At 67.5% G+C, this 24,546-nt stretch carries 19 protein-coding genes and 3 pseudogenes; 8 read left to right on the top strand and 14 right to left on the bottom strand.

From position 1 onward, the window contains the following. The first annotated feature begins 525 nt into the window (after positions 1 to 525). On the top strand, positions 526 to 4,863 hold the full coding sequence (locus tag IE252_RS18375) for a golvesin C-terminal-like domain-containing protein (RefSeq protein WP_229848526.1): 4,338 nt from the start codon (positions 526 to 528) through the stop codon (positions 4,861 to 4,863). A gap of 65 nt (positions 4,864 to 4,928) precedes the next feature. Here the strand turns inward: IE252_RS18375 and IE252_RS18380 are convergent, their stop codons facing one another. Beyond that, positions 4,929 to 5,537: an SMI1/KNR4 family protein gene (locus tag IE252_RS18380; RefSeq protein ID WP_190090505.1), complete on the bottom strand. Its 609-nt coding sequence runs from the start codon at positions 5,535 to 5,537 to the stop codon at positions 4,929 to 4,931. Between the two features lie 1,244 nt (positions 5,538 to 6,781). Here IE252_RS18380 and IE252_RS18385 point away from each other — a divergent pair. Beyond that, the gene (locus tag IE252_RS18385) at positions 6,782 to 7,294 is read left to right on the top strand and encodes an RICIN domain-containing protein (RefSeq protein ID WP_190090506.1); all 513 of its coding nucleotides are present in this window, start codon (positions 6,782 to 6,784) and stop codon (positions 7,292 to 7,294) included. 286 nt (positions 7,295 to 7,580) lie between these two features. Here IE252_RS18385 and IE252_RS18390 read toward each other — a convergent pair whose 3' ends face one another. From IE252_RS18390 to IE252_RS44520, 3 genes and pseudogenes are all read right to left on the bottom strand, one after another. After that, entirely contained in the window at positions 7,581 to 7,910 is a 330-nt protein-coding gene (locus IE252_RS18390; protein ID WP_190090507.1) for an integrase core domain-containing protein, read from the bottom strand. Then, positions 7,894 to 9,288, bottom strand: a complete 1,395-nt coding sequence (locus tag IE252_RS18395) for an IS30 family transposase (protein WP_190090508.1) — start codon at positions 9,286 to 9,288, stop codon at positions 7,894 to 7,896. Before IE252_RS18395 ends, IE252_RS18390 begins: the two co-directional genes overlap by 17 nt. A 61-nt stretch (positions 9,289 to 9,349) precedes the next feature. Continuing rightward, positions 9,350 to 9,901: pseudogene (locus IE252_RS44520) on the bottom strand (IS3 family transposase); the annotation flags it as partial. 47 nt (positions 9,902 to 9,948) lie between these two features. Between IE252_RS44520 and IE252_RS44285 the strand changes: the two are divergent. After that, complete coding sequence (locus IE252_RS44285) at positions 9,949 to 10,656, top strand: tetratricopeptide repeat protein (protein WP_373298567.1); 708 nt, start codon at positions 9,949 to 9,951, stop codon at positions 10,654 to 10,656. Beyond that, complete coding sequence (locus IE252_RS44290) at positions 10,547 to 10,870, top strand: tetratricopeptide repeat protein (RefSeq protein WP_373298568.1); 324 nt, start codon at positions 10,547 to 10,549, stop codon at positions 10,868 to 10,870. The genes IE252_RS44285 and IE252_RS44290 overlap by 110 nt, the downstream gene beginning before the upstream one ends. 676 nt (positions 10,871 to 11,546) lie before the next feature. Here IE252_RS44290 and IE252_RS18410 read toward each other — a convergent pair. Next, on the bottom strand, positions 11,547 to 11,906 hold the full coding sequence (locus tag IE252_RS18410) for a hypothetical protein (protein WP_190090511.1): 360 nt from the start codon (positions 11,904 to 11,906) through the stop codon (positions 11,547 to 11,549). A 583-nt stretch (positions 11,907 to 12,489) separates the two neighbouring features. Here IE252_RS18410 and IE252_RS18415 point away from each other — a divergent pair. Then, entirely contained in the window at positions 12,490 to 12,945 is a 456-nt protein-coding gene (locus IE252_RS18415; RefSeq protein WP_190090512.1) for a hypothetical protein, read from the top strand. Between the two features lie 161 nt (positions 12,946 to 13,106). On the opposite strand, the gene IE252_RS44295 is transcribed toward IE252_RS18415, so the two are convergent. The 3 genes from IE252_RS44295 to IE252_RS18425 all read right to left on the bottom strand — a co-directional run bounded on the left by IE252_RS44295 (position 13,107) and on the right by IE252_RS18425 (position 15,449). Continuing rightward, positions 13,107 to 13,526 (bottom strand): helix-turn-helix domain-containing protein, encoded by a 420-nt coding sequence (locus IE252_RS44295; protein WP_373298569.1) that lies wholly within the window; start codon positions 13,524 to 13,526, stop codon positions 13,107 to 13,109. A 272-nt stretch (positions 13,527 to 13,798) separates the two neighbouring features. Then, positions 13,799 to 14,779 carry a zinc-binding dehydrogenase gene (locus IE252_RS18420; RefSeq protein ID WP_190090513.1) on the bottom strand — a complete coding sequence of 327 codons (981 nt, stop codon included), beginning with the start codon at positions 14,777 to 14,779 and terminating at the stop codon, positions 13,799 to 13,801. Between the two features lie 85 nt (positions 14,780 to 14,864). Then, the gene (locus IE252_RS18425; RefSeq protein WP_190090514.1) at positions 14,865 to 15,449 is read right to left on the bottom strand and encodes a TetR/AcrR family transcriptional regulator; all 585 of its coding nucleotides are present in this window, start codon (positions 15,447 to 15,449) and stop codon (positions 14,865 to 14,867) included. Positions 15,450 to 15,961: 512 nt separating this feature from the next. Between IE252_RS18425 and IE252_RS18430 the strand changes: the two genes are divergently transcribed. Continuing rightward, complete coding sequence (locus IE252_RS18430; RefSeq protein ID WP_190090542.1) at positions 15,962 to 16,234, top strand: DUF5825 family protein; 273 nt, start codon at positions 15,962 to 15,964, stop codon at positions 16,232 to 16,234. 231 nt (positions 16,235 to 16,465) lie between these two features. On the opposite strand, the gene IE252_RS18435 is transcribed toward IE252_RS18430, so the two are convergent. Further along, positions 16,466 to 18,859 carry a 2OG-Fe(II) oxygenase gene (locus IE252_RS18435; protein WP_190090515.1) on the bottom strand — a complete coding sequence of 798 codons (2,394 nt, stop codon included), beginning with the start codon at positions 18,857 to 18,859 and terminating at the stop codon, positions 16,466 to 16,468. Between the two features lie 477 nt (positions 18,860 to 19,336). On the opposite strand from IE252_RS18435, the gene IE252_RS18440 reads away from it, so the two are divergent. Beyond that, positions 19,337 to 20,047 (top strand): hypothetical protein, encoded by a 711-nt coding sequence (locus tag IE252_RS18440; protein WP_190090516.1) that lies wholly within the window; start codon positions 19,337 to 19,339, stop codon positions 20,045 to 20,047. 25 nt (positions 20,048 to 20,072) lie between these two features. Further along, a complete protein-coding gene (locus IE252_RS18445; protein ID WP_190090517.1) occupies positions 20,073 to 20,513 on the top strand; it encodes a hypothetical protein in 441 nt (146 codons plus the stop codon). Between the two features lie 637 nt (positions 20,514 to 21,150). Here IE252_RS18445 and IE252_RS18450 read toward each other — a convergent pair. The 5 genes and pseudogenes from IE252_RS18450 to IE252_RS43300 form a co-directional block, all read right to left on the bottom strand. After that, positions 21,151 to 21,576, bottom strand: a complete 426-nt coding sequence (locus IE252_RS18450; RefSeq protein WP_190090541.1) for a ribonuclease domain-containing protein — start codon at positions 21,574 to 21,576, stop codon at positions 21,151 to 21,153. Between the two features lie 533 nt (positions 21,577 to 22,109). Further along, positions 22,110 to 22,412: pseudogene (locus IE252_RS18460) on the bottom strand (aldose 1-epimerase); the annotation flags it as partial. A gap of 157 nt (positions 22,413 to 22,569) precedes the next feature. After that, positions 22,570 to 23,349, bottom strand: coding sequence for an SDR family NAD(P)-dependent oxidoreductase (locus IE252_RS18465; RefSeq protein WP_229848531.1), 780 nt, complete (start codon positions 23,347 to 23,349; stop codon positions 22,570 to 22,572). Positions 23,350 to 23,972: 623 nt separating this feature from the next. Next, on the bottom strand, positions 23,973 to 24,386 hold the full coding sequence (locus IE252_RS18470; protein ID WP_190090519.1) for a pentapeptide repeat-containing protein: 414 nt from the start codon (positions 24,384 to 24,386) through the stop codon (positions 23,973 to 23,975). 40 nt (positions 24,387 to 24,426) lie between these two features. Next, positions 24,427 to 24,546: pseudogene (locus IE252_RS43300) on the bottom strand (SAM-dependent methyltransferase); the annotation flags it as partial.

Raw genomic sequence — 24,546 nt, forward strand, 5'->3', positions numbered from 1 at the left:
ATTCCCCCCGGTGACCATCATGCCGACGCTGTAGCCGCGCTGCCCGGCCAGCTGCCTGTCATGGACGTCGTAACACCAGTCGACGAGCGTCTTCGGGCCGAACTTCGTGCACTCTGTGCGCTGCGGCCGGCGCGGGCGCAGCGCTCTGCACGGCCGATGCGCGGGCGGGGCGCTCTTGGTGAGGGATGCGCTGATAGACCAGGGCCCGGCCTCTGTCCCGCATGGCGCGCCTCACGGATCCCTCCAGCCGATGCACAGCGCCGCTAACGCCCCACAACAACCAGCCCCCGCAGCCAACCCGGGTCCGGGCCGCCCCAAGCACACCGCACTGGCCTGCCTGCACCCCCACGGATAGCGCCGGCGCCTGTGCTGTCCGGGCTCGCCCTGCGGCGGCTTCCCACTCATGACTTCCGGCACGCACCGGGCACCACGCCCCATGCGTACCGGTAGCTGCCCGCCATCAGTGCGGGTGGTGGACATTCACTAGGAGATCTGATGAGACTCAGTAAGAGGGCAAGGGTGCCGGTGACCGCGGTCGCCGCTGCCGCCCTCCTCACCGGGCTGCTGCCCGGCATGTCCATATCGGCGTGGGCTGACGCACCCACACCCAAGTCACCTGCCACGCCATCGGCGCCAGGCCAGGTGCAGGATCCAGGCAAGAAGCTCGGTAAGGACTGGCAGTCCAGTCCCGACCGCGCAGTGACCGCCGCCGCCGACCGGGACGGGCTGCAGATCCTCGTCGCGGACAGCAGCAAGGCGTACACGTGGAAGACGGTGGCCACGCTGTCCGAGCCGGGCATGCCCGCGGACTCGTGGATCGGCAACCAGTGCCAGATGGACCGCGGCCACGCCGCTGTCGTCTACGCGCCGCGCAGTTTCACGAACAAGCCGGACCTGATGCAGGGCGGTGCGTTCACCGCGATCGTCGACCTGGAATCGGGGCGGGTGGCAAAGCTGCCGTTCACCGCGTCGCTGGCCTACTTCGACCCGGCCTGCAACACCATCACCCACACGGCCGCGTTCACCGCCTTCCGTGACATGAACGATCCGGCGAGCACGAAGACACGCGTCATTACCGTCGACACCAGCGGCAAAACCCTCGGTTCGGCCGCGGCAAAGGGTGAGCTCACCAGCGCCGTCCCGGTCAAGAACGGGACGGTCGCGGCCCTCGGCAAGCACCTGGTGCACCTGGACCAATCCGGCAAGGTGAAATCCCTCGCGGACGCGGACAGTACGCCCTTCGATATCCGGCCCGCCGCTGACGGCAAGGTCGCTTTCGTCGACCGCAAGAACACCTCCACCGCCCACGCCAAGCTCTTCACCGGCAAGGGCAAGCCCTCCTCCATTGCCACGGGTAAGCTCGGCGACCTCGACCTGATGCAGGGCGACGCGGGCAAGGTGTTCCTCACCGGCCACCCCGCCACCACTCCTGCGGCCCGGGGCACCGGTGTCATCCCGATCAATGCCCCGGCCGCCACGGACATTTCCTCCCACGGCCGCCTGGCCGTCGACCCGGTCCTCACCCCCGGCCTCCGCGCTGGTCTGAAGCACGTCAAGGACGCGGGCAAGGGATTCACCCAGGTCAAACCGGCGCCGGAGCGATCAGCGGCGCCGACCGCACCGGCCGCCTCCGCCGACGAGCCGGTCACCATCACCAGTACCGCCACCACTACCGGGGCGAAGCTCGCCCAGAGCGTGCAGCAGGAAAACACCGATGGCTCCGCGATCGGTCTCTCCCCGGCTCTCAAGGCAGCCGCCCCCGCGCGCCCCAAGATGCTGCGCGGCGTTGCGGCGGCATCGAACGACCCCACCGATCCTGACCGCTGGTGCTCGGTCTCCCGCAACGACGTCAACGTGCAAGCGCTGCAGCCGACCCCGAACCAGGTCGAGTGGGCCGTCGACATGGCGGTGCGCGGCAACCTGCGCGCCGGCTACCTCCGTCAGGGCGGCTACCGCGACCAAGCCGGTCTGGGGACCATCGACCCGCAGGGTCTGTTCCCCCCGCCGACGCTGAATGGCGGAGGCAAGATCCCCGCGAACGTACTGCTCGGAATCATGGCGCAGGAGTCGAACCTGTGGCAGGCCGAGTCCGGTTCGATCCCCGGCCAGATGGGCAACCCCCTCGCCGCCGTAGACGGCTACTACGGCCACAAGGCCGTCGCCGGTAACCCCGATGCCTCCTGGCAGATCCACTGGGACAAGTCCGACTGTGGTTACGGCGTCGGGCAGGTCACCGACGGCATGCGCCTGGCCGGGCACGAGAAAACGGGCGAGACCAGCCTGTCCCCGGCGCTGCAGAAGCTCATCGCCGTTGACTACGCCACCAACGTCGCCGCGTCGATGAAGATCCTCGCGAGCAAGTGGAACGAGGTCCACACCGACGGGCAGAAGATCACCGTCAACAACGACGACCCGTCCATGGTGGAGAACTGGTTCACCGCCGTCTGGAACTACAACCTCGGCTTCAACCCGCCCTCTGAAGCCTCCGCGCACGGCGGCCACTGGGGACTTGGCTGGTACAACAACCCGGCCAACCCGCTCTACAAGAAGAGCTGGGGCCACCCCTTCATGGACACCACCGTCGACGGCACCGAAGCCAACCGCGACGCTGCCCACCCGCAGGACTGGCCGTATGAGGAGAAGGTGATGGGCTGGGCCGCCTGGTCGATCGACACCGGGTTCTCCTACGGCACCGACGGCCGCCAGGACTGGAAGGGTGAATCCGGCTTCTCCTCGGCCGGATTCCGGCCCGCCTGGTGGGACCTCAACCTCTCCCGCAGCCTCGTCTCACCGCCCCTGGGAGTCTTCTGCAACAGCGCCAACAACTGTGACCCGGACACGCCGCCCAACTGCAAGGACGAGGCTTGCTACGCCCAGTTCTGGTGGAACAAGCCCAACGCCACCTGGAAGCAGGCTTGCGCCAGTCAGTGCGGCCACGAGAGCATCAAGTACCAGACGCTGATCTCTGAACCGGGCCGCGGCACCCGCCTGAAGAACGGAACCCCGGTCTGCACCGGAGCCCCGGCCGGCGCTCTGGTCGTGGCCTCCGTGCCCGATGGAACCCCGACCTGGGGTGACTGCGGCAAGGCCAGCTCGGCGGGCAGCTTTGAGTTCACCTTCACCCCCGGCGCGGAAGGCCGATACGAAGCCAAGGCAGACCTGCACCAGATCGGCGGCGGCTACGGCGGCCACTTCTGGTACGCCCACGACCGCAACGTCGCCCACCTCGGCGGCAACGGCGGCGTCATGAGCATCGACGGCGCCTGGAAACTCGGCAAGGCCGTCGACAAGGGACAGGCCAAGGTCTACGCCCACATCCCCGACACCGGAGCCCAGACCAAGGAAGCGATCTACCAGATCGTCACCCCCTTCGGAACGGTAAACAGGACGGTCGACCAAGGCGCCAACGCGGGCAAGTGGGTCGACCTGGGCGCCTACCGCTTCAACGGCCAGCAGCCCGAGGTGAAGTTGTCCAACGCCAACAGCAGCGGCACTGCGGACAAGGACATCGCCTGGGGAGCCGTCGCCTTCGTCCCCGGCAACTACTCCGGCCTGCCCGAAATCCACGTCCCTGCAGAAAACCCCAACGCCCCGGATATTGACTTCGTGGCAACGCAGAAAGCAAAGGAGACGGCGCCTGCGGGAGCTGCCTCCCAGAAGCTTGCAGCAGGTCCGGCACATGCGTCTTCGTGCCGGGTCGGTGGCGACGGCGTGACCCTGTGCGCCGAGTACAAGCCGCTCAGTGCCAAGACACAGAAGACTGCCTCGCCGCTCCCGACCGCGGCCGCTCCCTCGAAGCCCAGGGCCGCCGCAGCAGGTGGCACAGGTCCTGTCGGCTGGTGCAAGAATGTGAACGGCAGCGCCATGCTTACCCGGACAGAAGGCTGTCTGCGCGGCATGCTCCCCCTTACGGCCACACGCGATGGCGCTCCCATCGGCAACGCGGTCATGCAGATCATCCAGGAGATCAACCTCAACCCCAAGTCGAATCAGTTCACGACGTGGACCGAGATATCACTGATCAACATGACGGGCATCAGCTCCACGAGCCTCACGTCGTTCGACGAGAACTGCTGGCCGACAACGGGATGCGCCGAGACCGAGGGTCCCTGGACGGGCAGCACCACCTGGACTGCGGGTGATACCCATGTGGCCACACGCACCAACACCTACACGTGGAACAAGATCGCTGGCGGCGACCAGATCCTCAACCTGGACTGGACTACCGCCTGGTCGACTCCGCAATCCGCTGTCAAAGCGGTGCCCAAGTGGAGCAACAGCGGGTTCGATATGCGCTGTGACAACAAGGTAGCCGGCAACACGGGATGCGTATTCTACAAGTACACGCCCACTCTGCAGCTGAACACGAAGAAGTACCCTGCCGCAGCCGCGTACTACTGGGTGATAATGGAGAAGCTGGCCTCCCACCCGGGAAGCGAGAAGTACAACAAGCCGCTCCACCGCCTCGCCGATGAGAGCAAGGCCAAGGGCAACAGGGACGTGATGTGTGATCTGGCTGTAGCAGAATGGAAGCCGCATCCGGACGCGACGGGACCGAGCTGCGACGAATACCCCTTCGCGAAGTCCCGTGAAAGCGGCGGGCAGTCGCTTACTTCAGGAAAATACTGTGTGCAGATGTATGACGACAAGAACACGGGACTGCTGGAACTCGACAGTAACTATCCTTATCCCACCTGGAATGAGGTCTGCGGCCGGGGCGCAGTTCCGGCAATCCAGAACACCTCCGCTGGTGGTGAACTCGGACGGTTCACATCGGACATACGGCTTCTGGACAATGATCCGTACTACGTCCAGACCGGATTCGAGTACTGTGACATCAAGTCCGTCTGCAACATCAGCTAGCCGTTAAACCCAATGGACTCGGCCCTCCAGGTAGTCGCTACTGGAGGGCCGATCTCCTTTACGGGTCAGCTGACGACCCATTCCAGCATGCGCCCCTCATGGATGGAGGGGCGACGGCGCACAGTGGGAAGAGGGGACATGCCCTCCACCGCCTTGCACATATCGCCCAACATCAGGCCCATGCCCGGCCAGAGCCACACATAGTCGGGAGAACCGAAAGAGATCTCCCCGACGTCTCCGTAATGCTCCCTGCGGTGGTCAATGAACAACAGATCACCACTGAAACTCTGAGCGAAGGGAACCCACTGCCTATGGGCAGTACGCCCGACCACCTCTTCCTCGTATCCCTCCTCCTCGGCGTCCTCTGCCATTTCGGCGAGATTCTGCTGCCACTCCAGGATCCCATCTGTATCGAGGAGGCTGTAACCGAGGAGGAACGCACCGGCTTCCATGCTCGACCTGCGCGGCGCGACACCGTTGTGCATCGACAGCAGCGCCTTCAGGTCGCCGTTGAGCTGAAACCCGATCCCGGCTTCCAGTCTGTGGATATCCGCATCAGACGCGCCTGGTCGAAGCGCGACGCGCTCTTCCGAGGCGTTGCGCATAAGCCAGTCCTCGAACCTTTTCCAAAGATCTTCGAAGCGAAACGCTCCTTCAGAGGCAGACTGATCCATTCGACCCTCCTAGCCGCTCCGCATCAGCGGACGTTTATGTCAAGCGGAACCATTGTTGCAGAGTGCTGTCCCCCTCCCGCGGGGGGCCGTTGTAGGCCTGTTGGTGTGCGAGGGGGAGGGGGGACACAGCCATGGTTTGCAGCACTGGGGCGAAGTCCTCCGGTTGCCCCAGAATCCGAGCAGCGGCCGACGGCGTGCCGCGCGGGCATGGCTGGCCGCCCTGCGGCTGCCGACAACTACGGCTGTGGCGGCCATGGTCAGACGCAGGATGTGGATCAGGACGGATTGAACGCGACCCCGGACGTCACGGTGGCCCAAATTGCCGTTCATGCGGGCGCCCAAATCCGGCCCCGACGACGCCTCCGAGGCGATGGACTCCTGCACTGGTGACACCGTTGGTACCCGCCCACTGATACTGGACCTCGTCCAGCATCAGTGGGCGCCGCACTTCGAACCACGTCACCAGTCTTACGCTGCCAGCCCTCGCACAGAATCCCGGCTCAGCGTGCCCCTGGCGGCCGCTCCAGGGAACAACACGGGTCGTCGAGGCCACGCGCTATCGCGAAGGCGGCTGCGCCGAGAAAGCCCTGGCCGCCTAGGCACGCACGTGGTCCGCCTGGAGACCCCTCAGGAGACCCGGCGTGCGGGTACGAAACGGTGCAAGCCGGATGCCCGACAACCTTCCGCGCCCTACACCGCGCCAAGAACGCGCTAGTGCCGATCGGAACAGCCCGGCAGCAAACCACCGCGTGCACGAGGTAATTGCCAGCAGCGGCCAGATAAGCGATTTTCCGCAGAGTCGAACCAACGACGTGACACCTCGGAGGTACCTCCCTCCGTCGCCCTCGGCCTTTCCACGTCGAGAAGTTCCATGAGCGCGTCCACGTCCGTGTCGGCTCAGCCGGGGACGATCACGGAGTCGGCGTGCGGAAGGTGGTCGAACCCCTGGTCCGTGTCCAGGTGGTAGCGGCCAACCCGCACGGCGCCCGGGCCGCACAAGGAGAAGCTGTACCCGGGGCCACGAGGCGGGGCGCCTTTGTGCCCAACAGCGCGCTCACTATGGCCCGTTCGCAATGCAGGATGCAGTCCCTCGGCTGCGGACGATGACTATGCCGACACAGGCGACACGAGGAGTGTCGCAGGGATTGCGGGGAAACGGTGCAGGCCTCGCACGTTCCACCCGCCGGAGCTCGCTAAGATCACCGGTGTTGCAGACGACATCTCTCCCGAATGAAAGGCATGTCATGCGCAAGCCAATAGCCTACCTCTCGGCACTCTTCCTGGCGGTGGGCTTCCATACCGCCATGGCCCCGCAGGCCTCGGCGGCCGGCCCGTTCTGGGGCGAGCTCTACACCCCGGTCGGCCCCAGCACCTCGTACCCCGCCAAGTGCGCCACTCCCAAGGGCAACAGCACAGCCAACGGAACCATCATCACCCTGTGGACCTGCACGGGGGACGAGCTCCAGAAGTGGGACCACGATGGTTACCAGATCGTCCACAAGGCGAGCGGGAAGTGCCTGACCCCGAAGGGCGACGCGTACGACACCAACGGCGCGGTGCTCACCCTGTGGCCGTGTGAGAACAGCGGCAACAACCGAAGCCAGCAGTTCTGGTCGAGCGACTGGTCCATGCACACCAACTACTCCGACAAGTGCCTGACCAATAAGGGCGGTTCGGCGGGTAACGGCACCTACCTCACCCTGTGGACCTGCGCCTCGGACTACCCGCCGGAGCAGCACTGGATGATGCGCTACTGACGGGTGGCAACCCGCTGACCGGGGCTCCCGCCCGGTGGCCAGGCTCAGCGGGTAGGCGCATTCACCGACGGGCCCTCAGCTGGCCGGGCGTGATTCCGCAACGCGGCGCAGCGCCGCGGGAAGCAGCCGGGGCGCAGCACGGCCCCTGACGGGCTCTGCGGGCCCCGGCCGGTGGCCAGCGCTGCCGCACGGCGCCCTGAGGGACGCCCTCCGGGCCCTGGCAGGCCGGCTGGCACCCGCCGCGGGTGCTAACGCTGGTTGAACCGTTCCGGGTTTGATCGAGACTCTAGGTTGTGACTGTGACCTGGGGTCTCGTGGTGTCGCGGTAGTGGTTGGCTTCGTATTCGGCGGGTGGGATGTGCCCTGTCTCACCGTGGAGTCGGCGGTGGCAGTACCAGTCGATCCACTCGGCGGTGGCGAGCTCGACCTGGGAGAGCGTCTTCCAGGTGTGGCCGGGCTTGATCAGCTCGGTCTTGAGCAGGCCGATCGTGGACTCCATCAGGGCATTGTCGTAGGCGTCGCCGACTGAGCCGATCGAGGCCGCGATGCCTGCCCGGCCCAGGTGCTCGGCCAGCGCGAACGATGTGTACTGACCGGATTCAACCGGTCGTTGCAACACCGGTCTGTTGGAGCAACAGTAGCTGTTCGTTGAACGCTTCGGCCGGTGTCTTCCAGCCGAGCGTCTTGCGGGGTCCGCTGTTGAGGGTGTGGGCGACGGCCGCAACTTCCTCGGCGGACCATCGTGAGAGATCGGTTCCCTTCGGAAAGTACTGACGAAGGAGCCCGTTGGTGTTCTCGTTCGTGCCGCGCTGCCATGGACTGTGAGGATCGGCGAAGAACACGGGAATACCGGTCTCGACTTTGAATTGCGCGTGCGCCGACATCTCCTTGCCTCGATCCCATGTCAGCGACCGTGCCAGCTGTTCGGGCAGCATCGACATCGTATTGGCGAGTGCGTTTTTCATCGTGATCGCCCCGTAACCGGCCAGCGCAGGGCCATTCTTGACCGTGTGTTTGTGCCGGTAGCCTTCCTCGCGCGGCAGGTGAATCAGCATCGTGAATCGAGTTGAGCGCTCGACGACGGTGCCGATCGCGGAACGCTCAAGCCCGATGATCAAGTCCCCTTCCCAGTGGCCGGGAACGGCACGGTCCTCGACCTCGGCGGGCCGTTCGCTGATCAACGCTTCGGGCGTCACGTGCGCCCAGGTCTTGCACCGCGAACGAGCACGCGGGGAGCGCAGCGCGCGGCCCGTGCGCAGACAACGGATGAGCTCCCGCTTGAACGCCCCGCGGCCCTGGATGTAGAGCGCCTGGTAGATCGCCTCGTGGCTGATGCGCATGGACTCATCATCCGGGAAATCAAGCTTGATCCGGTTCGCGATCTGCTCCGGGCTCCATGCCTGCACCCACGCGCGGTCCTTGCGGTGCGGCTTGTTCCGCCCCGTCCACTCACCCGTCGCCGGCCCTGCGATCGCCGTGCCGCCGGGCGCGCTGATCTGTCCCGACAGCCGCTCCTGAACGTATGCGTGCAACCGCGGATTGGTGACCAGCTTTGCCGTTTTGGGGCGGCGTGCGGCCATGTCCGATTTCCACTGCGCGACCGATGCCCGGTAATCGAGCTTCCCGCCTCTGGTAGCCGCGTTGCGCCGCAGCTCACGGGAAATCGTCCCCGGATCACGGCCGACGTACCGAGCGATTTCGCGAACGCCCTTGCCCTGGGCTTTCAGGAGGGCGATCTCCTCCCGCTCGGAGAACGACAGGTACCTGCCGGAATGCGGCTTCGGATCGAACGGTCGCATGCCGCCACACTGTCGATACCAGCGCGTGGCCACCGCCGACGCCACGCCGATAACCCCGGCCGCTTCCTCCGGGAGAAGACCCTTGGCGATCTCGACCCAGAACGCCGCTTCGACGTGACGCTGATACTTCGGATGCCCCGGGGACCTCAACTTCGGGCGCACCGCTCGATCGGCTGCCTGCTGACGACGAACCATCCAACACCTCGCTGATCACAAGGTGTTGCGACGACCGGTTGAATCCGCCCTGCGACCCGGCGTCCGAATGATGTATCAACTCACCCTGCCTATAGGGGTTTTGGTAGCGGCTACGTTGCCACAGTGCCATCTCCAGGGAGTCCAGGACGTGCCGGGTCTCCTTGCTGGTGGCCGCGGACCACCCGACGATCCGGCGGGAGAAGGTGTCCATGATGAACGCGACATAGACGACGCCGGAGTGCGTCTTGACATGGGTGAAATCGGCGACCCAGCACCGGTTGGGGGCAGGGGCGACGAAGTCGCGGTCCAGCAGGTCCGGAGCCCGTTCCACGCTCGCATCCGGCACCGTGGTGATCACCCGCTTGCCGCCGACCGCGCCGGTGATCCCGAGCTCGCGCATGAGGCGTTCGACCGTACAGCGGGCCACCGTCTGGCCCTGCCGGTTCAGCTCGTGCCAGATCTTCCGGGCCCCATAGACGCGGTAGTTGGCGTCGAAGATCTCCAGGATCCGGGCCTTCAGGTCAGCATCCCGCACCGCCCGGGGCTCCGGCGGGCGGGTCCTGGCCGCGTAGTAGGTGTAGGGGGCGATGCTGACGCCGTGCTCGGTGAGCACGGCGCGGATCGGCTCGACGCCGCCGAAGCGGACCCGGTCACGACCACCTGCAGACCCTCACTGCCCGCCTCAACCTTGCCCATGACTACGGCATGCTTGGCGACCCAGAACGGTCGGTCTCCTTGTATGAGCAGCTACTCAGTGACTGCGAGCGGGGGTTCGGCGCCGACCACCCGCTGACCCTGGCTTCACGCTCCAACCTCGCGAGTGCCTACGCTGCTGCTGGGGATCTAGCCCAGGCCATTCCCCTGCACCAGCGGGCGCTCAGTGAGCGTGAACGGGTGCTGGGTGCAGACCACCCCTTCACGTTGGCCTCGCGGCGCAACTTCGCATACGCCTTCGTGTTGGCCGGGGATCTAGAACAGGCCATTTCCCTGTACGAACGGTCACTCAGTGACTCTGAGCGAGTACTGGGCCCCGGCCACCCGCAGACCCTGCTCTCGCGGCGCAAACTCGCGGACACCTACGCCGCCGCTGAGGACTGGAACCTGTCCATTGCCGCAAACGAACAGGCACTCAGCGAGTGTGAGCGTGTTCTAGGCCCCGACCACCTGCAGACTCTCGTCTCCCGGAGCCAATTGGCCCGTGCCTGCACAGCAGCCGGGGACCTGCACCGTGCTGCTCGCCTCTATGAGCGCGTGCTCAGTGACCTTGAGCGGACAGTGGGCCCCAACCACCCGCAGACCACGACCTCCCGCAGCACACTCGCGGACATCTGCCGCCGGGAACTGGGACCGAGCCATTCCCCTGCATGAACAGGTGCTCATTGACCGTGAGCGACTCCTCGGGTCCGACCACCGCGACACCCTGGACGCGCGCAACAGCCTTGCGACCGACTACACGTGTGCCGGCGAGGCGGAGCGCGCCATCCCCCTGTACGAGCGGAACCTCAACGACACCGAACGACTGTTTGGCCCAAATCACTCTGACACACTGATCTCGCGCTACAACCTAAGGGCTGTCCCGTGACCAGCAGTTACGGGACAGCCCTTAGTTGGCCAGCTGTGCATTTCAGTTGGCCTCTCGGGCAGCCACTGGCCAGGTGTGAAGCCCTGTGAGCTGCGGGAATACCCAAAGGCCGGGCGGTTGGCAGGTTGGGCGCGGGGTTCTCGCGGGCTGGTGGGTTTGGAGAATGGGCGGCCTGCGGTGCGCGGACGGCAGGGGGCGACGGCACCTGAGCATCCCCGCCTTACGTTCTCCCGCAGGGCCTGGAGCTAGGCGCGACGGCGTCAGCTCTCCTGGCCGGCGAGCCTAGGGTCGGCGTCGTGTCGACTTCGTCAGCGCGACCGACGCCAGGACACAGGCCATGGACGCCCTGCCGTGGATGACCGCCTCCGGATCCGGTGAACCGGGACTACTGCGCTGCGTTCGCCTTCCACCCCGAGGAGCCAGAACCGGACGACGACCCCTGCACCTCCCCGCTCTGAGCGGCGAGCGACCAGTCGCGGCCGTCGGTCATGCCGTCCACGCCTGCACCGGAGTTGTCCGCCCACGCCACGTATCCCGCTCGGTCACACCACGTGCGTGGAAAGTTCGTCATCGCTCTCGACTGGCCGCTCCGGTGCCTGCCCGTAGCGCAAGAGACCCGTCCCCGCTTGCGGCGGGGACGGGTCTCTATCAGTGCGTGCGTTTCCGCTGGTACGGATCAGTTGGAGATGGTGTACCAGTCGGTGTCACTCTGGGAGGTCGGGATGGTGGCGCTGTACGAGCCGCGGCTCGCGCCCGTGCAGTTGGCGCCGGCCCAGCCGATGTAGCTGACCCGTCCCTTCCACCACCAGCCGCCGACGTAGGTGTTCCTGTTCGGGGTGTTGAAGCAGATGTCGGCGCGCTCGCCGTTCTGGTTCGTACCGACCAGGTAGACCGAGTACGTGTCGCCACGCGTGTCGGCGAAGATGATCTGCTGACCGTTGCCGGCTGCGGAGGACTGCCCAGCGGTGCCGAGGATGCCGGCGAAGGCCAACGCCAGCGCGCCGACCGTGGTGGCCGCTGTCTTGCGGATGCTCATGATTCCCCCTGAGAGTGGCTGGATCTGTTCTGTGCGCCATGATCATAAGCGGCGAAGGGGCCACTCTCGCAAGGATTTTCGGATCGAGGGATCGGACCGCTGGGGATCTGCTTCGTATCCACCATCACGTGGGGTCGGCGGTGCGGGAGCCGCGAGGAGGGGCGGGGGCGGCGGCCGGACAAGGCGATCACGCTGCAGCCGCATGCTTTGCTTGGGTCGCAGCAACCAGGGTGGGCCGAGGCGGGCTCTGTCGCGAATTGCTTGTAGGGAGCGCTCCACTCTGTACCAGGGGGGAAGCGCTCCCTACAGTCTGGACTGCCAACAGGAGACCTGCTCCCCGCGCAGGCGGGGGTGAACCGCAGTCCTTCTCCGAGGACGGCCAGCTCGGCCAGTCCTCATCGGCGGTCTCAGCAGGATCGACTATCTCACCCATGCCTGTACAACGAATGCTGCCCGTCACGGATGTGCTTGGACTGTCAAAAATCTCCCGCGACCGTCAAGCAAGTCCAGCATCAACCGCGTCAAGGAAGAGCCGGGACTGCACACCTCACGATGGCCGGTCTTCGTGTCACCGGAGCGCAGTGTGACGCGCGACGACCTCATCGCCATGCTCCGCGAACAGACCTCAGCATGCGGACCTGCACGCGACGCCTTGAGAGCCGGGGGTGACTTCGTCGTCTGGGAGGGCCCGGTCCCCGCCAACCGGCACGCGGGCGTCTTCCGTCTGCGCATGCGCAGCGCCTTGAGGCGTGGCCACACGATCGATGGCCTTGCCGAGAGCGTCGACATCCTCAAAGGGGCCGGAGAAGAGCTGCTTCGTACCGGATGCACCGACGCCGTGGACAAGTCGTCGGTGTTCACGATCTTTTTGAACTCCACGGCGACCGTTGTGGTGGCCTTGCCTGCTGCGGCGGGCGCCGACTCACCACCCCTTGAGCCGGGACGCGACAGGTGGAACCAACGCGGCATGGTGAACCGGCCGTTTTGGCCGTCGGGACAAGGCTGCTGGAATCAGTTGGTCACGCGAGCCCTCGAGTAACGTAGCTTCCACGGAGCCCTGCTGGCAGGCAGAACCAACGGCTCAGCCGTCTCGACCATGCGGCTCAGGTCCGTCATCTGAACTCGCTCCAGCCAGTCCGAGAGGATCAGCGCCTCGCCAGGGGTGAGTTTGATGGTGATCTCAGTGTGCTGCACGTCCTGTCACCAGCCCGTCGCCTGGTGACAGGACGGGTGCCGCCAGGGCTTGATGGCTTCGGCATTGAGCCAGCGGCGCACGGTGGAGGCCGGCCTATCCGGGGTGATAGCCCTGGCGACCACCTCGCGGGTCAATTCCGGGAACGACCAGTGTGACAGCGGGGTGCCGGTCTCTGCGGGTATCTGGCAGGCCAGCGCCTTGACCGCGGCGACATGCAGCGAGGTGAATAGCGATGGCCTGCCCGAGCGCCTGCGGTCGGCGAGGGCGGGCAGGCCTCGGCGGCGCACCGGCCCTGCCAGGTACGCACCGTGTCCACGCGCATTTGCGCCTGCGCGGCTATCCCGGCGTTGGGGAGCCCCTGGGGCGCCAACAGCACGATGGTTCCCGCGGCCGGGCCTGTGCGGGGTCTTGTGGCGGTAGGCCATTTTCTTCAGCCGTTGGCGCTCGGAGGTGGTCAGCACCACGGGCCCGGCGGGGCACACAGGCACGGAAGGAGGACGGCCGATCGGTGGTGGGTAGTGGGCGGTGGGGGAGGGCCGGCATCAGGCCGCACCTGTCCCGCGAAGCCTGCGACGGCACGCCCACGCCCGGTTTGTTGGCAGTCGGGTCGGTCCGTGTGGTCGCAGTGCGGGGAGAACCCGGCCGATTTCCTCAGGCGAGGCAGGCCCACTTGGCGGCTGACGGAGGGTGTAGGGGTTCAGTCGAGGACGACGACCATCTTGCCGAGGGCTTCTCCGGCCTCCATAGCCCGGTGGGCTTCGACGATCTCGTCGAAGCGGAAGACCCGGGTGGGGCGGGCCCGGAGGGCACCGGCTGCGACCTTGGCGTAGATCTGGTCCAACGGCACTTCGGTGAGCGGGAATGCGGGGGTGCCCAGCACGAACGCGCTGCCGAAGAAGCTGAGCTGGACCCCGGTGGGGAGGTCGGTGATCGGGTCGAAGTCCCGCACCGGGTCGAATCCGCCCAGGAAGCCGAGCTGGCACACCCGGCCACGGGGTCGGACGATAGCCAGCGAGTCACGCAGGACGCTGTTGCCGACGACGTCGAACACCGCGTCGATGGCGATGCCCCGTTCTCTGACCTGGGCGGCGAGCGCGCCGTCGTCGATGAGCACGTTGCCGGCGCCGAGTTCCTTCAACAGCGGCACGTGCGCCGGGTTCCGGGTCGTGGCGAGCACGGTCGCGCCGTGGTCGACCGCGAGGTTGACGGCGGCCTGGCCGAGCGAGGAGGTCGCTCCCCGCACCACGACCGTCTCGCCCGGCCGCAGGTCCAGATTGTCGAACAGGCCGCTCCACGCCGTCGCGTACACCTCGGGAACGGCGGCCAGGTCGGCCCAGTCCAGCGGCGAGTGCACGGCCACCACGTTGGTTGCCGGTACGGTCACCAGTTCCGCGTAGCTGCCGTTGCGGGTCCGGCCCATGCCGCCGAGGAACGCCACCACCCGGGTCCCGAAGGGGAGTTCGCCGGATGGGTCGGCTTCGACCACCCCGGCGCACTCGATCCCGGTGACAGCCGCCACCTCTCCCCAGGCTCCGCTGCGCATGTACGCCTCGGCGTGGTTGAGGCCGAACGCCTTGACCCGGACCAGCACTTCGCCGTCGGCGGGCACCGGCTCGGGCAGTTCGGTGAGGGTGAGCACCTCGGGGCCGCCGTGGGCGGAAATGACTATGGCCTTCATGTCGTGACTCCATTCTTGAGCATTCATTCAACTATTGGGGCGAAAAAAGCGGGCCACCCCGTACGGTGGCCCGTGTGGGTGACCGTCAGCCGAGAGCGGCGAAGGCGTTGTCGACGATCGCCCGCAGGAGCGCCTCGTCGGGATTCGCCTTCCCGACCACCATCAGCCCCTGGCATGTCGCGACCAGCAGCTTGGCGCTGCCGGCATAGTCCAGCGCGGCGCGCACCTCGCCCTTGCGGGCCGCGTTCTGCAGGGCCTGGGTCATACACCGCTCGAGCCGGGCCAAATGGCCGCGTACGACGGCCGCCGCCTCGTCGTCCTCGGCGGCCTTCTCGATCGCCGTATTGACGAGCAGACAACCTTGTCGGCCCTCGGGGCTGAGCAGGTCGCGCACCAGCCCGTCGAAGTAGCCGCGGATCTCAGCCACCGACGCGTTCGAAGCCTCAAGCTCGCCCAGCTTCTCGGGGACGACCAGCCTGGAGTAACGCTCCAACGACTTCAGGAACAGCGCGTGCTTACCGCCGGGGAAGGCGCTGTAGAGGCTGCCGGGCTTCACCCCGGTCGCCTTCACCAGATCCTCGATAGACGTCGCGCGGTACCCGAGCTCCCAGAACCGCAGCATGGCCACGTTCAGGACGGTGTCGGGCTCGAACTCTCGAGGTCTGGGCATGAGGCAAACATAGATGAACGCTCATTCAAGAACAACCCCCTGGCGTTCGAAGCGAGGGCGGATTGCCGCCACTTGAAGCGTGACCGCCGCCAGCGGGCGCCGACGCCCACCTCGACTCAGTGAGCTCCGCGGCATGACGCAGGGCCTGGGCGGGCACCGCCTCCACTTCCCGCGACAAGTACGGACGGCTCCGCTCCGCGTCGGCGCCTACGTCGACGCTCGACTGAACCCGCGAGCCCAAATTGGGGGTTGAGGAACATCCATGTCAGATCGTGCGCTCAGTCGACGTCGGCCCTGGTGGGCGGCTGACGGAACATCGGCGGCCGTACCCCTGGAGTCGTCCCGCAGATAACGCCCCAATTATCTGCGGCATCGATGATCACGACCTGCGGCGACGTCTGCGGGGCGGTGCGCCACCGGGGTCGGCAAGAGTGCCGAACGCTTCGGCGGTGCCCGTCCGCCCGCCACCGTGATGGACGACGAGATCGGCGGTGCCCTCGAACAGGTGTGGGGTGAGGCAGCGGTCACCACCTGGAACGCCCGGCTTCGGTGCGGCGGCCGAGGTGCTGCGGTCCTGTGAACGCGGCCACCACCTGTGCAAGTGCCTGCGGCGCCAAGGCTCCGGCTTCGTCCAGATCCGCGACCGCCGCTGGGGCGACTTGCGCCGCTTCGCGGCCGACGAGCCCGAGTACCAGGAGGTCATCGAGTCCCTCGCCTACCTCGCTCCGGCCGACTCGGTCCCCATACCCCCCTCGACGACGCCCGGTGAGTGCCGTACTGGGTGAACCGCTGGCTGCAGGAGCGGATGGTGTTCTGACGAGGAGCGCGGCCGACTGGGCCGGAGCCCCGGCCCGGCCGGGCCGGCTGCGACCGCACTGCTGACGCGGCTGGTTGACGGCGTCGAGCGGATCTATCGATCGCTGCCCTCCGCTGGCCCAGCCTTGGCCATCTTGTGGTCCATGCGGCTGGCCTCGGCCCGTACGAGCTGGTCCAGCTCGGCCCGGAACAGGGCAGCATCAAAATCGCGGACACGTTCCCCGGAGCCACGCCAGATCGGTCTCGGCGCGGATGCGGGTCGCCCGCTCGCGGGTGAACACTGCGTCCGTCTTGGTCAGGACCAGGGTGTAGGGGCGTCCTTGGCGCCGGGTGGTGTGGGACACGGGCAGGCCGGCCAGGTCGATACGGCTGTGGATGTGGCGGCGCCTGTCCTTCGCGAGCGGCCAATCCATAGCCCGGTGGGTGCGGGAGGTGAGGAAGGCGTCGAGGTCGAGGCAGAGGCCGCAGCCGGACCGGCAGGCACCCACCGGGGCGAGTGACCAGTCGTCCGCGGCCCGGATGGGCCGGGCGAGGGCTGCGCTCAGCCGGGCCTCGCAGTGGTCGGCGAGCGACTGGAAGGCGCGGGCCGCTGGCGTGCCGTCTCCTACGGCGACCGGTCGGCCGGCTGCGGTGCGCAAGGCCGGGAGCAGGCATTCCAGGGTGGTGTCCGGCAACCCGCGCAGGGTAATGGTGATCGTGTCGGCGGCCGCGGGGCCGGCTGACCGCAGGATGTGGGCCAGCGTGGTGCCGAGCCGCTCCATGCCGGCGCTGCGTTCCGGCTCCCGGCCCATGCCGAGCCAGTGGGTGAGCCGCTCCTCGGCCGCTTGCCAGGCCCCCTCGACCAGCGGTCTGCATAGCGCTTCCCCGTCGCCGCCGGCGGTCCGCAGCGCGGCACAGAGACCGGGCAAAGTCTCAAGCCAGGTGGCCCGGTCGGCCGCGGTGTCGGCGCCGACCGGGCGGAACCAGCTGCTGACAGCCTCGCGCGCCCATGTCCGCCCGTACCGTGTGGCCGCTTTCGCAAGGTCGGGGGCGTGCCGCTCACTCAGAGTCTCCACCCGGAAAGGAGCGAGGAGCATCGCGGCGGTATCGGCTTCCCCCAGTCCCACCGCCACGCGCAGGGCGGCCGTGAAGAGCGGAGCGGCCGCCGCGCCCGAACCGTGGTGCTGCCAGACCGGGGCGAGCGACCGGGCGAGCGTACGCGCCACCTCCAACTCCCCGCCGTCCAGGTGGCTCTGTAGCTCCTGCAGGGCCCCCTGGGAGCCCGCCTCGGCGCGTGCCGCGAACGAACGTTGCCGGGGCCAGAGCACCACTGCGGCACGCCGGTACCAGCGGTCCAGGGTATTGCCGTAGTTGCCCATGTAGCCCTCGTACTCGGACCGGTAGGGCGTGAGGCCCCTGTTCTCGGTGGTGGCGCACGCCTCGGCGTACGGGACGGGCAGGGAGATCTGCTCACCGCCGGTACCGTCGGGACGGGTCCACCAGCCGAGGGTGATCTCGTCGTCGACCAGTTCACCCAACTCGTAGTCGGAGAAGTCGCCACTGCGTCGGCGCTCGGCTCCCGGCTCGCCGTCGGGGTCGAGGAGGCACTCACCCTCGCATTCCTCGTCCTCACAGTCGTCGAAGTGCTCGACGTCGCCGTAGTAGTCGTAGCGCTCGTAGGGCGGTACGGCGTCCCATGTCTCCTTCACCTCCGCCAGCGCGAGGACTGCCTGGCAGCCTGCCTGCCCGGCGGCCTGGCGAAGCAAGGTGGCGCGGGTGGCGTCGGCACCCTTGAGGCTGTTCCAGCCCAGGCTGCGCTGGGTGTACTCGTGGTCGAGGAGGTAGACGAGCCGGTTGGGCGGCGTGGCTTCTTTGCGACCGTAGCTGTAGCGCTGCTGCGCCGGCTGGGCGAAGTGCTCGGTCAGGCAGTGGGCCAGATCGGCTACTGGGCCTTCGTCGGTCTCGCCGGCCGGCCGGACGCGCTCGGCGAGCAGGTTCATGGTGAGGGTGATGCGGTATCCGGAGGTGACGGGCTTGACCTCGTGCCGGCAGTCCGCGTAGAAGGCGGCGAAGGTCAGCCGCTCCCGGGAGGCCTGGTAGGCGATCCTGCGGCCGGCGTGCTCGATGACGAGTTCGCCGCCGGTGTGGTGCGAGGGCAGCGAGACCACGAGGGTGCCCACCATGGAGTCGTGCTTCTCGGAGTCCTGGTGCGGCAGGAAGAACTGGCCCTTGCCATAGACGAGCAGCGCGTGCGGTTCGGCGCACAGGACGGTGGTGGACGGCAGACCGAGCGCGGTACGGACACGGTCGAGGACACCACTCAGAGTTCGTTGCCAGTCGGGCCCGCTCAGGGTGATCCGGTCCGGAGTGATTTCCCAGGTATCACGCACGCTGGTATCGGCCAGGGTCTGCTCACCGCGGCCAAAGTTGGCCTGCCGGGCCTGGGCGATCAGCTTCCGGGTGACAGGGGCGCGCAACGGCAGGGGCAGTTCACCGACGCCGTCGACCTCGATCCGCAGGGCGCGGGCGGGCATCTCGATGCAGGTACTGAAGTCCCCGCGCCGCTCCGAGTTGCCGAGCAGCTCCGCCAAGCGCTGCCGTGCTCCTTGCCTCATGATGCTCCCACCCTCCGGTCGGCTGCGTGCCATTCAGGCATCCTGAAAATCCTAGTGATACGGAAAGTCTCCGCGCCCGGATGGCGGAACGGCCTTGACAACCGGGGCACGCGGGGGATCGCCTCCGCTCTGCCAGTGCTAGGTCATTGACCTCGGCGTCGGTCATCGGATCGGTCGCCGCGTCCGCGGCACTGCTCATCCGCACCGCCAGCTCCTGCGGGGACATCCCATGGGCCAACACGGCGCTGGACACCCAACCGTCCAGCCGACCAGCCCCAGAAGAGTCATCCCGGGCCCTGTCGCTCCCTGGGCAGGCCCGTCCGTACCTGCGCAAGAGGGACTGGAAATGGAGGAGCCGAGGGCGGAATCCGACGACGGCACGGTGGCCCGGATCGCGGCGATCTACATCGCCAAGGCGTCAGGGATGGTGTGTCTGCGCGTCCCGCACGACACGGTCGACGGCCTGCGCGCCCAAGGGTGCAGGAGCACGCCTCCAGCCCGGATGCGGTCGGCCTCGCGGTGGATGTGTACGAGCGGGACCGTGTCACCGGTGCGGGGAGCCGGCCCGTCACGGAGGAAGACACAGTGGGCGTCGTCGGGCGCTTCCCGCAGCGTGAAGGGAACCTCAGACAGCCGCCCTCCGGGGCCGTGGCCGATATCGGTGAGGAGGAGGGCGACGAGCCGCTGCCGCAGATGGAGGATGCGCGGTCGGTGCCCGTCGGTGCTGCGGCTCAGGGGGCGAGGCGGCAGCGTGGCCCACGGGTGGACGCTCCCCTCGACGCACCGCCGTCTCCGCCACGTGAGAGCAAGGGTGGCGGTCTGAGCGCCTCCGACCGGTACTACCTCGCGTGGAGGCAGTACCAGGAGGAACACGGAGGTGAGCCCACTGATGAGGAGTTGTCGGCCTACCTGGCTACGAAGGGACTGCTGGGCCGCGGGGGCAAACCCGTCAGCCCAGCCAACGTGCGCCGCCACTTCGTACGGTGGCGTATCTACCACGTGTGGGCGGAACACCGGGTACGTACCGACGAGCCCGTACTCGTGGAGGTGGCGCGGGTGTGCGGGGAGCGGGGTGTCACCGCCCAGTACAACAAGCCCGTCACCCCCACCCTGATCGCCGGGGAACGCGCAGACTTCGAGCGCCGCTGGCAGACACTCACCCACCAACCCACCCCAGACACGCCATAAACCCCACCCTGACGGAGGAGGAACCATGCCCGCCCTGCGCATCGACCCCGACACCACGGTCACCGAGCTCGACCTGCCGCAGACGGACGCCTTCTGCCAGATCCGCGTGCACGTGGGATCCCCCGATGTCGTCGACCAGGGTGTGTACCACCGGCGGGCGGTGCTGCACCGTGATGGCAGCGGCCGCACGCTGGGTCTTCCGCAGAATCTGGTCGGCTGGGCGTTGGCGAGTGCTTGGCGGGGTGTTGCTCGGTATCCCCTGGCCGGGACCGTCGTCGTCACGGGCTGCACAGCCGACGGGGAGGTGACCGCACTCGACGACGACCTGGTGGAACACGTTCAGGCTGTGGCGGACGCCGTGCGGGAGACGCTGGAGCGGTGGCGTCGGCGGCCTCCGGTCTCCGACGAGGCCGCCATCGGTGAACTGCTCGCCTACGCGGCCCGCGACGTCGCCTCCAGCCGGTAGCGGTGACCTGCACGGCCAGTCGGATGGGAGGTCCGGGGCGACGTGGCGTTCCTGGACCACAACGGCACGCTGGCCCCGCCGCGCTGAGATCCCTCAGGCGCCGGGTGGCCGGTATGCTCCTGGCCGTTCCGAGGGCACGGGGACGCCGGAACCGTCCCCCAGATCGTTGCGCATCAGCGCCTGCATCTGTGTGATCTCGTCCCACATTTGCGGCAGGAACGCAGGCAGCTCCTCACCCGTGGGAGCGTCGGCAGTCGACGCGGCGCCGAGTTGCCTGAAGCGCTTGAGGGAGCATTGACATCACCGCGCGGCACCGATGCTCCGCCATCCACCTGCGATCATCCGGCAGTTCATGGCCGGGTAATGACCCCATGCCCAGCACAACGAGCAAGCCTCGTGCAGGACATGCCAGTACCGTCCAACAAGTCGCCGGACCGTCCAGAATCAGCCAGGGACGTCCTGTCCAACAACCCGTGGGGCTTCACATTGACATAGACCCCGCCCCGGCACCGGGGAAGGTGAGGTGAGCAGGTCGTGCTACGCCCGAGGACATTCCCGGGCCCGGAATGCCAACGCGGGGGGATGGCGCCGACCTGTTCACCTCGTACATCAACGTCCGCTGAGCTTTTCCGCGTGCTCAGCGCATGCGCTGGAAGGTGCGCAACCCGTCAGCGCTAAACCAGGCGCTGCCGTTGTCGCCCGTGACGATGCGCTCTGAATCCCGGGCCTGACCGGGCTTCTTGTGGTTGACGTCCCACTCCTGGTAGTGAATCGGGTTGCCGTCACCACCGGTGCGTGGCAATGCTTGGTTGCGATTCGGCCAGGTGGCACCCCCTCTGGTGCCTGAGCCATCGCTCGGCGGCCACGCGCCGGCGTCGATCAGCTCCAACGTGCGAAACGCCCGCTCCGGAATGGCAGCACGCACGAACCGGGACGATTCACCCGACCGCGCCTGCCTGGTACCCCCATTCGCGGTGGTGTCAGCGTGTGCCGTTCCGGAGAAGGCGAGAACTGTCCCGGCAAGAGCAAGGGTGGCGAGTACACGCCTAGCAGTGTTGATCATGCCTCGACAACGATCTCCAGCCGCTGGGGTCACGCAAGCCCGTATGTCCGGCGCTGTGTCGGGGCCAGCGATGCTTACCCTGCCGGCGGCAAGGCGGATCTCTGTGGTCAGTCGCCCGCGGGAGCGTCCGATCGCGTGGTGGAGCGGTTCGCCGGCCGGGGCCCCTTCTGTACGGGCCCCGGCGGCATGCTGGTGAGCACGGACGATAGTGGATCCTTCGCGACCACCCAGTCCAAGCCTTCCCGCGCCAGACTGGGCCAGCAGGGCGCTGAAGACGCGGCCCCAGGCTCCGGCAATCCCCAGTACCGTAACCGGGTGTAGACGCCCTTCCACGAGCCGTCCGCGGCGGGCAAGTGCGCCCACTGATATCCGGTGCGGAACGGCCGGGCGATCGCTCGATCACATGGCGGTGCTCCCGCCACCCTCCGCCCCGTTCCGGCCTCCGGTCCGGCAGCAATGGCTCTGTCCGCGCCCACTGCGTGTCGGTCAACGGCACGGTCGACCCAACGATCCGATGGCCCGCAGGAAACGGCTCAGCTGAGTGATCGCCAGGTCCAGGTGGTGGATACCTCCAGCGAGTCGACGGGAGTGACCAGGCGCGGGAGAGTGCTGAGGCCGTTCGGCGGGCCGGTCTGCGCTCCGACGGCCACGGTCTCGGCCTCCTCGTCGTCGATCGTGACCCACTCGGTGCGGCTGGTGACCCTCAACTCCAGGGCCCCGGGCCAGGTGAGCGTGACGTCCACGCCGTCAGGCACCCCAAAGCAATCGTCCCAGGGACCGGGCTGCGGATCGATTCGACGGCCCGTCGGCAGAGGGTCGTCACCACGTTCCTCCTGCCCGACGCGTCCACGCCGCGCTCACACTCCCGCACAGCAACGACCCGCCCCACCGAGGGCGTCAACACCACGACCGTTCATGATCGCGATTCCAGTGACGCTCCGTGGCTCTGGCACGGAAAGTGATCCAGAACCAGTTTTAAGTGCTCCTGGGGGTTCATCCGGCTGTGATCGGGCCGAGGTAGGTACCGCCCGAGGCGTCAATGGTCTGGCCAGTCACCCAGCGTCCTTGGGGGCCCGCCAGGAAGCCCACCACACTTGCGATGTCTTCCGGCTCGCCGATCCGTCCGAGCGCGGTGATCGACTCAAGTCCGGCCATCGCCTCGGGAACGCCGGTCCACCCGGCGGTCATGTCGGTGAGCACCACCCCGGGTTCAACCGTGTTCACCGTGATTCCGCGCCGGCCCAGCTGGTTGGCGAGCGACGGGCTGAGGGCGGCCAGCGCGGCCTTGGTGACGGTGTAGCCGATCTGGAGGGGGTTCGCGATCCGGGTGGCCGCCGAGCCCACGTTGACGATCCGTCCGCCGTCCCGCAGCAGCGGCAGTGCCCGCTGGACCACGAAGACCGGCGTGCTCACGTTGACCGCCAGCAGATACTCGAATTCCTCCTCGGTGAGCTGACCGATCGAACTGACCGAGTGAATACCCGCATTGTTGACCAGGATGTCCAGGCCATCCACGCCGTGGTCCGCCAACCCGGCGCCGAGCCCCTCGAACAACCGGTCCACCGCGCCGCTCTCGCCGAACCGGGCCCGCACCGCGAACGCCCGGCCCCCGGCCTCGGCTATCTGTGCCACAGTCTCCGCGGCGGCCTTGTCATTGCCGCCGTAGTGGACCGCGACCAGCGCCCCCTCGACGGCTAGCCGCAGGGCGATGGCCCGCCCGATCCCCCGCGAGCCGCCCGTCACCAATGCGGTCCTGCCGTCCAGTTCCCCCACGATCGCCTTCCCTCCGTGACGCCCCGGTCCCATCCGGGAACGATTCACCCTATGCGGCCCCGGCGACGTGCGGTACTGATCCTCCCGCGCCCACCCAGGCCGGTGCCCGCCAACCCAAAGGACCAGCACGCGACTTCGCCCCAGCCCGCTCAGCGTGCTGCTGGCCGGCAGCGGCCGTCCTTGCGGCGCCGCGCCCGCTCCATGACCTGGAACCGGCACGTCGCACCTGGCGAGATATCGATACCGGGCCCGAGCCTTGCTCAACGCCCTCTGCAGAGCGGTGACGGTGAGTTCTTCACCGGGGCGCCGTCGGACAGGTTGGGCAGACCTCCGCCGGCACCGAGGCCGGCTAGGGCCGGGATGCCCAGCCAGGCACAGGTGGTGATGGCACGTGCCTCACCGACCCGGGGGCATTCGGCGAGAGCGCCGTCCGCCAGCACCTACTCCGCGGCGGCCCTGGCCCTGGCCTCGGCAGGGCCCGAGCCAAGCCCGAGGCATTGCCGGCCAGCAGTGTTACGACAGAGCAGACCCAGGCATGCACGGTGCCGACGCTGATGCGGCATACCGTCATACGCCCGCTCATCGCGGTCGTCTCCGGGGGCTGGATCGTGGCTGAGTACGCGTCATGAGGACGGCAGTCCCTTGGCTCCGGTGAGGATGGCTCCGGCCATGCGGGCTCCGGTCAGCTTGGCGCCGGTCAAGTCTGCCCCGGTGAGGTCCGCCCCGGTCAGATTCGCCTCCCGTAGATCGGTTTTCGACAGGTTCACCCAGGGGATGAGGGCGCCTTGGAGATCAGCGCCCCTGAGGTCGACCGCGGAGAGGTTGGCCAATCCGAAGGAAGCGTTGCGCAGGACGGCGCAGTTGGTCGGCTGCCACTCCTCGGCCGGTGTGGGGCTCTCGCTGTCCTCGGGCGAGATCAACAGGCTTCGGTCGCAGAACTTGGTCTTGCGCGGCTCGAGTTCATTGAGGAAGGCCTTGGTGAGGTCGGCCTGGGAGAAGTCGGTTCCGGTGAGGTTGTGGGCACAAGGCTGGATCACGCCGCAGAATCGACGTTTGAGTGGCGTGGATCACTGGAGTTCACGGGCGTCGCGCGAGGAAGACGAACTCTCTTCCTGGTCGGTCAGGCGCATCGCGAACGTCTTCCACCACGTAGCCGTGTGCGGCCAGGTCCCTCTCGACCTCGTCCCGCTCTCGGAA

The organism is Streptomyces melanogenes (assembly GCF_014649795.1).
Classification (GTDB): Bacteria; Actinomycetota; Actinomycetes; order Streptomycetales; family Streptomycetaceae; genus Streptomyces; species Streptomyces noboritoensis.